10 protein-coding genes are annotated in these 12,038 nt (G+C 39.3%); 4 read left to right on the plus strand and 6 right to left on the minus strand.

Going from position 1 to position 12,038, the window contains the following annotated elements:
• Positions 1-50 precede the first annotated feature (50 nt).
• The 3 genes from radC (at position 51) to BLS32_RS05355 (ending at position 2,258) form a co-directional block, all read left to right on the plus strand.
• A complete protein-coding gene (gene radC / locus BLS32_RS05345; RefSeq protein ID WP_091392682.1) occupies positions 51-746 on the plus strand; it encodes a RadC family protein in 696 nt (231 codons plus the stop codon).
• Positions 747-817: 71 nt separating this feature from the next.
• Complete coding sequence (locus BLS32_RS05350; protein ID WP_091394594.1) at positions 818-1,504, plus strand: YjjG family noncanonical pyrimidine nucleotidase; 687 nt, start codon at positions 818-820, stop codon at positions 1,502-1,504.
• A gap of 1 nt (position 1,505) precedes the next feature.
• Positions 1,506-2,258, plus strand: coding sequence for a hypothetical protein (locus tag BLS32_RS05355; protein ID WP_091392684.1), 753 nt, complete (start codon positions 1,506-1,508; stop codon positions 2,256-2,258).
• Here the strand turns inward: BLS32_RS05355 and BLS32_RS05360 are convergent.
• Positions 2,255-3,532 carry a replication-associated recombination protein A gene (locus tag BLS32_RS05360; protein ID WP_091392686.1) on the minus strand — a complete coding sequence of 426 codons (1,278 nt, stop codon included), beginning with the start codon at positions 3,530-3,532 and terminating at the stop codon, positions 2,255-2,257. The genes BLS32_RS05355 and BLS32_RS05360 overlap by 4 nt on opposite strands.
• An 84-nt stretch (positions 3,533-3,616) precedes the next feature.
• The gene (locus tag BLS32_RS05365; protein WP_091392688.1) at positions 3,617-3,811 is read right to left on the minus strand and encodes a hypothetical protein; all 195 of its coding nucleotides are present in this window, start codon (positions 3,809-3,811) and stop codon (positions 3,617-3,619) included.
• Position 3,812: 1 nt separating this feature from the next.
• Here BLS32_RS05365 and BLS32_RS05370 point away from each other — a divergent pair, with 1 nt between their 5' ends.
• A complete protein-coding gene (locus BLS32_RS05370; RefSeq protein ID WP_091392690.1) occupies positions 3,813-4,580 on the plus strand; it encodes a rhomboid family intramembrane serine protease in 768 nt (255 codons plus the stop codon).
• On the opposite strand, the gene rlmB is transcribed toward BLS32_RS05370, so the two are convergent.
• The 4 genes from rlmB to BLS32_RS05390 all read right to left on the minus strand — a co-directional run bounded on the left by rlmB (position 4,577) and on the right by BLS32_RS05390 (position 11,820).
• Entirely contained in the window at positions 4,577-5,311 is a 735-nt protein-coding gene (gene rlmB / locus BLS32_RS05375; protein ID WP_091392692.1) for a 23S rRNA (guanosine(2251)-2'-O)-methyltransferase RlmB, read from the minus strand. The genes BLS32_RS05370 and rlmB overlap by 4 nt on opposite strands.
• Before the next feature lie 68 nt (positions 5,312-5,379).
• Entirely contained in the window at positions 5,380-6,855 is a 1,476-nt protein-coding gene (locus BLS32_RS05380) for a SusD/RagB family nutrient-binding outer membrane lipoprotein (RefSeq protein WP_091392693.1), read from the minus strand.
• 10 nt (positions 6,856-6,865) lie between these two features.
• On the minus strand, positions 6,866-10,054 hold the full coding sequence (locus BLS32_RS05385) for a SusC/RagA family TonB-linked outer membrane protein (protein ID WP_091392695.1): 3,189 nt from the start codon (positions 10,052-10,054) through the stop codon (positions 6,866-6,868).
• Between the two features lie 98 nt (positions 10,055-10,152).
• Positions 10,153-11,820: a BamA/TamA family outer membrane protein gene (locus BLS32_RS05390; RefSeq protein WP_091394597.1), complete on the minus strand. Its 1,668-nt coding sequence runs from the start codon at positions 11,818-11,820 to the stop codon at positions 10,153-10,155.
• Positions 11,821-12,038: the final 218 nt, after the last annotated feature.

Genomic DNA, 12,038 nt, shown 5'->3' on the forward strand with positions numbered 1-12,038 from the left:
AAACTTTAAGTATCCCCATCAAAGCCAATTAAAATTTATAAGCCAAAATCATGTCTGAAAATTCATCCTTTCCCATCCGGAGCTGGTCTGAAGACGACCGCCCGCGCGAAAAATTAATGCTCAAAGGCAAATCTGCGCTCAGCGATGCCGAACTGATCGCCATTTTAATCGGTTCGGGAAGCCGCAACGAAACTGCAGTCGACCTGAGCAAAAGAATGCTCTCCAAATCAAACAACAACCTCAATGCTTTTGGGAAATCTTCGATAGAGCAGCTGATGCTTTTTAAAGGAATCGGCGAAGCCAAAGCGATCACGATCATTGCCGCGATGGAACTCGGCCGCCGCAGAAAATCGGAAGACGCTATCGAACTTTCAAAAATCAGCTCCAGCAAAACGGTTTTCCAGATCATGCAGCCTTTAATTGGCGAGCTTCCGCATGAAGAATTCTGGATCATTTACCTGAACAATTCGAACAAGATCATCCACAAATGCCAGCTTTCAAAAGGCGGGATAACCGGAACTGTAGTTGATGTGCGCTTGGTTTTCAAAATTGGAATCGAACAAAATGCAACCGCGATTATCTTGTGCCACAACCATCCGTCAGGCGTATTAAAGGCAAGCGAAGCCGACAAACAGATTACGCGGAAACTCAAAATTGCAGGGGAAAACCTCGACATTAAAGTGCTCGATCATTTGATTGTTACCGAAACCGCTTATTACAGTTTTGCAGATGAAGGAATTTTGTAAGCCTTAACCAAATTTTGGCTGCCGCGTTTACTGAATTTAGTATCTTGCAGCAGTTTTTAAAGAAAATATTTATGACAAATGTAATTTCGGATGTATTTTTTGATTTGGACCACACGCTGTGGGATTTCGAGAAAAATTCGGCATTGGCGTTCGCGATTATTTTTGAAAAGCACCAGATCAATATTGATTTAGATGATTTCCTGATGCATTATGTTCCGATAAATTTGAAATATTGGGAATGGTACAGGCACGAAAAAATCTCGCAAACCGAATTGCGTTATGGCAGGTTTAAAGAAGCATTTGATGCCGTGAATTACGACATTGACGTAGACCAAATCAAGGTTTTATCGGAAGATTACATTTATTTTCTTCCAAAAAGCAACCATCTTTTTGAAGGTACGATTGAATTATTGGAATATCTGAAACCAAAATACAGGCTGCACATTATTACAAATGGTTTTGCAGAAATCCAGGCGAATAAGCTGAATAATTCAAACATCCATCATTATTTTCATACGATAACCGATTCGGAAAAAGCAGGCGTGAAGAAGCCAAATCCACAGATTTTTGAATATGCCCTGCAATCGGCGAATGCCAGGAAAGAAAACAGCATTATGATCGGCGACTGCATTGATGCCGATGTTAACGGTGCTTTGGATTTTGGGATCGATGCGATTTTATTCAACATCAACAAATTGGCTACAGCCAGAAATATCAAACAAATTAACCATTTATCAGAATTAAAAAACTTCCTATAATATGAAAAAAGCTTTAGCCTTATTGTTGTTTTTAACAGGATCTATCGCCTTTGCACAAAGTGTAAACGATTACAAATACGTGATCGTTCCGGCACAATTTGCTTTTTTGAAAAAGCCGAATCAGTACAATATGAATGTACTTACCAAGAGCATGCTTGAAAAATATGGATTTGTAGTGTTTTATGACAATGAAAACCTACCGGCAGAAGTAAGCGATTATAATTGCAACAAACTGTATGCTGACGTGGTTTCCAATGGCGGTTTTTTGAAGACAAAAATCCAGGTACAGCTTAAAGATTGCAAAGGAAATGTTTTGTTTGCTACAGACGAAGGGCAAAACAAGGAAAAAGATTACCAACTGTCATACAATATGGCGTTGCGCGATGCCTCGAAATCATTTGATGAATTGCAATACAAATACAACGGTTCCGGAATTTCGGTTGAGCGGTCTACCATTAAAACTACAAATGACGGAACTACTGTAAAAAAAGAGGTTGTTCCTGCCAGAAGCGAAGTTGCTGCAAATGCATCTGCAAAAGAAACACTTTTTGCACAGCCCATTTCAAACGGCTACCAATTGATTGACAATACGCCAAAAACAGTGATGAAAATTTACAATACCAGTACAAAAGATACTTACATTGCAGAAAAAGGCGAACTTAGAGGCATGCTCAAAAACGACAACGGCAACTGGATTTTTGAATATTATGTCGATGGAAAACCGATGTCAGAAATGCTAAATATCAAATTTTAATAACCGTATTTATTTTTCCAGCGGTTTTTTAAAAAATCCCTGGTACTGTTTTCACGGGAATTGTTTCCGGGAACATACAGTGGTGTGTTAGCAATTGCGTCGGGTAAAAATTCCTGTTCTGCGAAATTGTTTGCATAGCTGTGCGCATATTTATAATCGTCGCCATAGCCCAATTCCTTCATTAATTTCGTAGGTGCATTGCGCAAATGCAACGGTACCGGAAGGTCGCCGGTTTGCTTTACCAATTGTTGTGCTTTGCCGATCGCTTCATAACTCGCATTGCTTTTTGGAGAAGTCGCGAGGTATACCGCACATTGGCTCAGGATGATCCTGCTTTCTGGGTAACCGATCGTGGAAACGGCCTGAAAGGTATTGTTGGCCATGATAAACGCAGTCGGATTGGCGTTTCCAATATCTTCACTCGACAAAATGAGCATGCGGCGTGCAATGAATTTGACATCTTCACCGCCTTCAATCATCCGTGCAAGCCAATACACGGCCCCGTTTGGATCGCTTCCACGAATTGATTTGATAAAAGCCGAAACGATATCATAATGCTGTTCACCTGTTTTGTCATATAAAACGGTATTTTGCTGCACGATTTGAAGCACTTTTTCATTCGTGATCAAAATTTCGTCGTCATTGGACGCATTTACGACCAGTTCGAAAATATTTAATAGCTTTCTGCCATCGCCGCCGGAAAGCCGCAACAGCGCTTCTGATTCTTTGATATTGATTTTTTTAGCACTTAAAATAACATCGGTTTTCGTCGCACGGTTGAGTAAAGCTTCAAGATCTTCCCTTGAAAAGGCATTTAATATGTAAACCTGGCAACGTGATAATAAAGCGGGAATGACTTCAAAACTCGGGTTTTCAGTCGTTGCCCCAATAAGTGTGATCCAGCCTTTTTCTACCGCAGCAAGCAGTGAATCCTGTTGCGATTTGCTGAACCGGTGGATCTCGTCAATAAATAAGATCGGATTTTTTGCAGTAAACAAACCACCGCTTTGTTTGGCTTTTTCAATCACGTCGCGAATGTCTTTTACCCCCGAATTGATCGCGCTCAAAATATAAAACGGCCGTTTTGATTCCTGCGCGATGATTTGTGCAAGCGTTGTTTTTCCGGTTCCGGGCGGCCCCCAAAAAATGAGTGACGGGATAATTCCTTTCGAAATTTGCTGTGTCAACGAACCGTTTGGGCCAACAAGATGTAGCTGGCTTACGTAATCTTCAAGGTGCTGTGGGCGGATTCTTTCTGCTAATGGTGCTTCCATTTTGTAAAATTACAGTTTTTTGAGTTTTGATTTTTCGATTTAATCTATTTTTATGAGAACATGTTTGCTTCGCCAGTTCGCACCTTATTTTCTTTTATCAGAAGCATTTCCGGCTGTCCGCTCTATCTTTTCCGGCTCCGCTGTGCTATGCCGCAAAAGGATGCCGCTTCCATCCGGGCTAGGGCAGTAGCGCCAGAAAGTCATTTCATCTGACAAAATAGCATTAAAAATTCTTTGGATGTATTTTTGAGAACCCGCTGTAAATTTTAGCATTCCCATTATGAACGACAATCATTTTAAATTCTCAGCCTCGGTCATTTTACTGCCTTTTTTATTTGTGTTAAGTCTTTGGATCGTGTTTTGGGCCGAAGTTACTTTTCGTTTAAATTTAGGCGAATTAGGGATTTATCCACGGACTTTTGAGGGATTGCGTGGGGTTATTTTTAGTCCGTTCCTGCACGGAAGTATCCAGCATTTGTACAACAACTCCATTCCGATGCTGATTTTGCTTGCGGCATTAAGGTATTTTTATCGCGAGCAATTCTTTAAGGTTGTCGGCTACGGAATATTGTTTTCGGGATTGATCACTTGGGTCATCGGACGTGATTCGTATCATATTGGCGCAAGCGGACTCATCTATGTGTTGGTAAGTTTTATCTTTTTCAAAGGCCTGCGCACCAAATATTACCGGCTTGTAGCTTTGTCGTTGGTGGTGATTATGATCTATGGAAGTTTGGTTTGGTATGTGTTTCCGGATGTAGACAAAACCATTTCGTGGGAAGGACATTTGGGTGGATTGATCACAGGATTTGCATTTGCCATACTTTTAAAAACACCTGAATACCAAAAAATGATCAAATACGATTGGGAGAAATCTGATTTTGATCCGGCTGGCGATAAGTTTTTGGAACGGTTTGATGAAAATGGAAATTTTGTGAATTTACCAATTCCTGAACCTGATATAGAAATTTCAGTTCCTGAAAACGTTACGGTGATTTACAATTTCAGGCCTTCAGAAAATCCGTTGGAAAACAAAGCTGAAAGTTAATTTCTCTGACGCACAGCTTCATAAAGAAAAGCGCCACAGGCTACAGAAACATTTAAAGACCCGATCGTTCCAAACATGGGAAGCTTGGCTTTCTCATCTACAATTTTCAAAACCGAAGGGTTGATACCTCGGTCTTCAGAACCCATGATGATTGCAACCGGTTCGTTAAGTGCAATGTCGTAAATATTCTGATCTGTTTTTTCAGTGGCTGCGACGGTTTTGATTCCTGAACCTTGTAAGTAAAAAACGGCATCTTTAATGTGTTCTACTTTACATATCGGAACGTTAAAAACCGCTCCCGCAGAAGTCTTTACGGTATCACCATTTACTGGAGCAGAACCTGCTTTTTGAACAATGATCCCATTAACGCCTGTGCATTCTGCAGTCCTGATTATGGCCCCGAAATTACGCGCATCTGAAATTTGGTCGAGGATTAAGAACAGTGGTTTTTTACCCGATTCTATTGTTGATTCAACAAGTGTTTCAAGATCCATAAATCCGATGGGAGATATGGTAGCAACTGCACCTTGGTGGTTGTTCGGCGTAAGCCTGTTTAGTTTTTCAACCGGGACATAAGTAAAGTTGACATTGGCGCGTTTCATCACCTTCATTAAGTCTTTCATCAATTCGCCCGAAGCTTCCTTTTGTATAAAAACTTTATCCACTTCTTTGCCAGACTGAATGGCTTCAACAATGGCACGTATTCCAAAAATCAAATGTTCTTTTTCCATGGTGCAAAGATATAAAAAAACCACCAGCGTAAACTGGTGGTTTTAGAAATATTATAGGAATCGTGTGATTAGTGAATGTCCCAGAATAATTTGGTTTTCAATTTGTCACCACCAATCGCAGCACCTGCGGCAGCATAGTTAACACCGTTAAGTGTTTGCTCTAATACAGGGTATGTAAATCTTTTTGGGATTTGGCCTTCTGCTGCAGATGCAGCATTTGCAGGCGCCACCAAAGCTGGAAAATCAAGTCTTCTCCATGTTGTCCAAGCTTCAAAACCTCTGTTATAGTAACCAATCCAAGCCTGGTTCCCGATTTTTTCCTGCCATGTTGGAGCTGCGGTTGCATAAGCTACAGTTGGCTGAGCCAAATAGGTAGCAGCATCAGCATCCGTACCGCCCCAGTATAAAATTGACGAAGTAATTGCATTGTTGTAATTGGTTTCAGCACTGCTACCAACATTCCATCCTCTTTCAGCTGCTTCAGCTAAGTAGAATGATACTTCAGTATAACTTAAAAGAATTCCTTTTAAAGTAGGATCTAAAAGAACAGTTTGATCTCCTTCAAGAGGATCTCCAGGAGAAGAATATTCTGCAAAATCCCCACCTTGAGCATACGGGCCTCCTATGAACACTCCATCAATAGGGATGTAGTAAAATGGTCTTCTTGGGTCATTCAGTGCATTCATTTTATCTACGAATGGCTCAGCAGCAATAAAGTCATAACGACCACTTGTTACCAAGTCTTCGTACAAAGGATTTGTATTTGGCTGTGTCGGCAAGTAAGCCAATGTGGCATCTTCGTCGCTTGACTCAAAAACACCTGCAGCTACCGCTTCTTCAGCAGCAGTTTTTGCTGTAGCAGCAAGAGTAGGTGCATCAGCAACAGTAATGGCCATTCTTAATTTTAATGAATTCCCAAACGTTGTCCAGCTTGACATATCGCCACCATAGATGAATTCAGCTGCTCCAAAACTTCCCGAAGCAGCAGTAACGTTATCAAGTGCAGCATCAAGTCTGTTAAACAAATCAGCATAAATCACTTTTGCATCATCATAAGCAGGTGAAGGATTAGCCAAAGGGTCTAATGCTTGCGTATAAGGAATATTTCCAAAGATATCAACCGTTACACTATAAGTGTAAACGGTTAACATTTCGATAACTGCCAGTTTGTTGTTTTTTAAAGCAATTTCTGCTGGAGTTACAGGATTTTCTTCTTCTGTAATTGTTTTAGCCTCTTTTAAATCCCTTAAAACATTTCTGTACAAGGTTCTCCATGTATTGTCAGCAACGTTACGCTGTAAAATATCGTAGCGTGACTCGTCCAAATAGGTGGTTTCTGTCCATTGTTGGGAGAAAAGACGGAATACATTCGTATTTACGTTCGTGCTGGTCATATAATCGACCAGGTTCTTTTCTGCATTTCCAAGTAATGATGCCGCGGGAACCACAGTAGGATTAATTGGATCCACGTTCACGTCTGTAAGGTTATCATTACATGAGATGGTTAGAGAAAATATCCCTAATAATATGATTATTTTTTTCATGTTTTTTTTTTTAAAATTTTGCTTTTAGATTAAGAGCGAATGTTCTTGTTGTTGGAAGAACACCTGACTGAAATCCTTGTAAATTTCCTGAACCTAAACCAGATTCAGGATCTGCATCAGGAAGGTTTTTATCAATGATCCATAAGTTTGTTCCAGACAAACCGATATAAAGATCTTGGAAAGTGTTGTTCAGTGCTTTTTTAGTAAATGTATACCCTAATGTTACTTCACGAAGTTTTACATAAGAAGCATCATATACGTAATCTGAATTGGCAGATCCCAAATAACCTAAATAACCATCAAGACCTGTTGTTTGATCAACTGCTACTGTATTTGGAGCTCCTTCAGGCGTAACACCTGCAAGTACAACGCCTTCTGGATTTCTGATGTTTCCAACAGTATTGGAATAAATACCGGTTCCTTCACCATACCATCTGTCAAGAGAAAATACTTTACCGCCTTTTTGAACATCGATAAGGAAGCTCATGGTAACATTTTTATAAGTAAGCCTGTTGTTTAAACCACCTGTCCATTTTGGTGTAAAAGTTCCCAAATCTTTATCGTTGGTTGCAGAAATCACGTATTTTCCGGTTGTTTGATCCACAACGCGTTGTCCGTTAACATAAACGTAGTCAGATCCCTGGATGATTCCGTAAGGCTTTCCAACCTGAGCGTTGACAGATACACCACCTTGGTAAGTAGCCAATTGGTAGTTGTCAATCCCTGGAGCCAATTCAACCACTTTATTTTCATTAACCGCCCAGTTGGCTGTAATGTCCCAGCTAAAACTTTCTGTCTTCACAGGCGTTAACGACAATGTAGCTTCAATACCTCTGTTTTGTACATCACCGACATTTTTGAAAACCCTTGTGTAGCCACTCGCTTCAGAAACAGGAAGGTCTACAATTTGGTTTACTGTGTTGGTTTTGTAAACAGACAAATCCAATCCAACTCTTTTTTTGAAGAACTGTAATTCAAGACCTGCTTCCAAACTTCTCGTTAACTCAGATTTTAATGCAGGATTGTTTTTTGTAGAATTCACAGAATAAAGGGTTGTTCCAAATTTCGCAGGTTTTTGATAGGTATCATATATACTGTAGATTGGCGCGTCGTTACCTACTTCTGCATATCCAATTCTAACTTTACCAAGTGACAACCAATCTGCTTTAACCAAGTTTGAGAATACCAAACTTCCTGAAACTGATGGGTAGAAATAGCCATTGTCTCTCGATGGCAATGTTGAAGAGTAATCTTTTCTCGCTGTGGCATCAAGGAATAAGAAGTCATCGTATCCAAATGATGCGCTGATGTAGTATCCATCGACCCCGCGATTCTGTTCAGCTTGAATAGGATCTTCAAGTAGATTTACGGAATTCGCCAAAGAGTAAACGTTAGGAACGTATAGTCCGCCTGAAGTTGAAACCATTACCGAATTAATTTTCTGTCTTCTGATATTCACACCGGCAACCCCTTTCAAATTGAATTTTTCAGTAATGTCCCAGTTGTAATTGAACATCAAGTCGTAATTGAATTCAGAGTAGTTTCTGTTGAATCTTTGGTAACCTGATGACTCATTCGTTTGTGCAGTTCCAAAAGAGTTTCCTCCGTAAGAGCCTACAGCTAGTCTTTCTTCCTGTACTTCAGAATAATTGTCAACTGTTAGGCGTCCTGTAACATCTAACCATTTGAGGAGTTTGTAGTTCAAACTGGTGTTTGCCAAAATCCTGTTACGCGTATCATTTTGATAGCTCTCAAATCTTTCGAAATAAGGATTGTTCCAGTATGCCGGAGTTAAGTTTGTATTACTTGTTGGGTTCCAAGAGTAGTTTTTACCTGTTGCATTGTAAATGTCACGCAATTCTTTAACATCTACGTTGGTAGCCCACCACTGTCTAAAACCTGACACAAGGTTTCCATTGTAACCTGTACCGTTTCTTCCAAGCGTTCTTGTGTTGATGTAGTTCGCCATGAATGAAGCTGTTAACTTATCATTCAGTTTGTAACTTGCATTCCCAAGGAAAGAGTTTTTATTTTGCTCGCTGTTCGGCATTAAACCTGTAGCGCTTAAGTTTGTATATGACAAGCTGAAAGCCCCTTTATCATTTCCTCCATCAAATCTAACGGTGTTGCTGTGTGTAAACGGAGTCTGGAAAAATTTAATAGGATCATTTTTAGCAGCAACCCATGGACGTGCAGTTCTGTAGTATGGAGATTCCGGAGTAAATGAGTCCCATTGGTATACCAATTGTCCGTCAAATTTAGGCCCGAATGACGCATCGTCCCCAGTTCTAACTGAAGTATCGGCAACACCATCTCCATTGATATCTCTTGATGTTCTGAAAAGATCACCAAAATAACCTTGTCCGTATTCTTTTTGGTATTTTGCAAAAGTATCTTTGTCAATAGATCCAACGCTTACGCTAGATTCGAAAGACACGCCAAATCCGGTGCCTTCTTTTCCTTTTTTGGTCGTGATCATGATCGCACCATTGGCTGCACGGGAACCGTACAAGGCTGTAGCTGCAGCACCTTTCAAGACGTTGATCGACTCAATGTCTGCAGGGTTGATATCCGCAGCGGCATTTCCATAATCGTATCCATAACGCCCAGTTTCTTGGTTCCTGCTGTTTGTGTTGGAGTTGTCTACAGGAATCCCGTCGATAACAAATAACGCCTGGTTGTTAAACCCGATTGATTTATAACCACGGATCACCACGTTGGTCGAACCTCCAAGATTGTTGTTGGTTTTCACCTGAAGACCCGCAACTTTACCTGACAGGTTGTTCACGAAGTTGGTGTTTGGCACAACGTTTACTTCGCTGCCATCGACTTTTTGAGTGGCATATCCCAAAGATTTTTTATCCCTTGTAATTCCCAAAGCGGTAACTACAACGCCTTCCAATTGTACTGAATCATCAGCCAATTTAACAGTCATGTTTGCCGAAGCCGGCATTTCCTGGGTTTTCATTCCCAAAAAGCTAAAAACCAATACCTGGCCTTTCGCTGCAGAAATTTTGAATTTACCATCAAAATCAGTCTGAACGCCATTAGACGTTCCTTTAACAAGAACATTCGCGCCAGGTACAGGCATGCCTGCCTGATCTTGAACAACACCAGTTACAGCAATGTCCTGCGCAAATGTAATCTGCGTTATTAGCACCAGTAGCAGCGCTAAAAATCCATTAAACTTTAGTTTCATTTTAAATTATTTTGAATTAGTTACCTCAAAAGTCTAAATTAATTGTTAACAATCCTAATGTTCGAGCGACTTTTTATCGAGTTTTTTTTAAAAAAAGACTAAAAATTCGTTTTGAAACTGATGTGTACGATTGAATTTGAAAGTTTGATGGCGACATTTCCATTGCTTCCATTTGCGTACACAATGTTAAAAAAACCGTTTTTTGTAAGCAATCCAAAACCGAAGCCAAGGCCTAAAAGATTGCCTTTTGTATTTGAGGTTTTATCCTGGAAGTAGCCATAATCAATAATCGAGTGAACGTAAATTGCAGGTGCAACAATATATCTGTATTCGGTTAAAATAGATGCGAAAGCATTGGCTTGCAGGCTATTTTCATTAAAACCCCTGACAGAATTTATGCCGCCAAAGCGATACAATTCGTTTACGATATATGTGTCGCTGCTTAAATAATAGTTTTGTGTCCTGATGTGAAAATTGTTTTTTTCATTCAAGTAAATATTATGTGCAGCATCAATATTTAGAAAAAATTGGCTGTTTTTGTTAAACTTGGATTCACGGGATCCAACACCTGCTTTAACAATGATTTTTGTTTTTTCGGGAAATAAAAGATTTTCGGGGCTAAATTGAAAGAATTCGAAATTTGTTGTTAAAAAGGAATTTTTATAATCGCTAATAGATGAGGTGTTCAGATTTTGGATGTCACTTGATTCAGTCGATTGGTATCCGAGATAAAGCCGGCTGTTGTAATTAAAAAAATAACCCAGGTCGATTGCGGTTCTTGTATTTTGAAACGTGCTGTCCTGCTTGAAAATATTCAACTGTCCTTTTAATCCAAACGGACTTTTAAAAATATAAGGCAGCTCTACTCCGGCATTAAATGTTTTTTGATCGTTTCCGTCGCTTTTCCAGTAAATGGTAAAAGTTTCGCCGGTATTTAAAATGTTGTTGAGCAGCAAATCGACATAGCCGTTAAAAGTGATTTTCTTTTCGTCACTGTTCGAAAATCCAATAAAACCGTCAAACGTATTCGCTTTTGTTTTTTCAACATAGACGTAGATTTTGGTCGAATCTTTCGAAAATAAGATTTCAGGATATTTAGTTTGCTTTACAAACCGGAATTTTGCAATGTCGTCATGCAGTTTTTTAAGGTTGTCCTGATTGAAAACCTGGTTTTTATAAATCCGCCTGATATTGGCTTTGTGGCCTTCGGGAAATTTTGCATATCCGTTAATGACAATTTCGTTAAGCTGCCTTTGCTTTTCTGCAACATATAAAAGTTCAGCTTCCAGGTGTCCTTGTCTTTTTTGGACATTGATCAGTTGTAATTTAGAAAGGGCATAGCCTTTTTTTTCAAGTTTCGACAAAGTTTGATTCATGAAACTTTCGGTTTCGCTGATGGGAATGGTTAAGGTGTCTTTTTTTAGATCAAAAATATCCAATAACTGCAAATCGTGATTTCTACCTATATATATATGTATGAAGTCGGTTTTTTTTCCAAGAGTGAATTCAAATAAAAATGTGGAATCATTTGTTTTTTGGCTTCCTGAAATCTCGTTTTCAATGTAGCCGCTGCGAATAAGTTTGTCTGCTAAAAGATTGGATTCGTCAACAACGGATTTTGCATTCCCGTGATCCTGTACATAGCCGATAGAGTCAATGATTTTTGTTTCGGTGACGGTTTTCCCAATAGCCTTTAAGTGCAGTTTTTGTGCATTAAGTGTTTGTGTGAGCTGCAATAGGAAAAAAAATAGGAGAAGCCTTTTCAAAATCAATTGTAAATTTTGATAAAAGTAACGCAAAAAATCATGCTATGTTATAAATTTTAAATCCGTGAAAATACAATTAAAATGGTCTTTGGGAAATTATTTTTTTTAAGATTGGAATTATACCCTAGCTATTGTATATTCCTTTCAGAAACAAATAATTAGTTCGTGCAAAAATTAATGAATTATGATTTGTTTCATTAAAAATAATTACTACATTT

The organism is Flavobacterium noncentrifugens (genome assembly GCF_900100375.1).
Taxonomy (GTDB): domain Bacteria; phylum Bacteroidota; class Bacteroidia; order Flavobacteriales; family Flavobacteriaceae; genus Flavobacterium; species Flavobacterium noncentrifugens.

Excerpts from the sequence above, each read along its gene's own strand:
- BLS32_RS05365 (WP_091392688.1), bottom strand. The coding sequence starts at position 3,811 with ATGGGAATGCTAAAATTTACAGCGGGTTCTCAAAAATACATCCAAAGA.
- BLS32_RS05385 (WP_091392695.1), bottom strand. The coding sequence starts at position 10,054 with ATGAAACTAAAGTTTAATGGATTTTTAGCGCTGCTACTGGTGCTAATA.
- BLS32_RS05350 (WP_091394594.1), top strand. The coding sequence starts at position 818 with ATGACAAATGTAATTTCGGATGTATTTTTTGATTTGGACCACACGCTG.
- BLS32_RS05355 (WP_091392684.1), top strand. The coding sequence starts at position 1,506 with ATGAAAAAAGCTTTAGCCTTATTGTTGTTTTTAACAGGATCTATCGCC.
- BLS32_RS05380 (WP_091392693.1), bottom strand. The coding sequence starts at position 6,855 with ATGAAAAAAATAATCATATTATTAGGGATATTTTCTCTAACCATCTCA.
- radC (WP_091392682.1), top strand. The coding sequence starts at position 51 with ATGTCTGAAAATTCATCCTTTCCCATCCGGAGCTGGTCTGAAGACGAC.
- BLS32_RS05370 (WP_091392690.1), top strand. The coding sequence starts at position 3,813 with ATGAACGACAATCATTTTAAATTCTCAGCCTCGGTCATTTTACTGCCT.
- BLS32_RS05360 (WP_091392686.1), bottom strand. The coding sequence starts at position 3,532 with ATGGAAGCACCATTAGCAGAAAGAATCCGCCCACAGCACCTTGAAGAT.
- rlmB (WP_091392692.1), bottom strand. The coding sequence starts at position 5,311 with ATGGAAAAAGAACATTTGATTTTTGGAATACGTGCCATTGTTGAAGCC.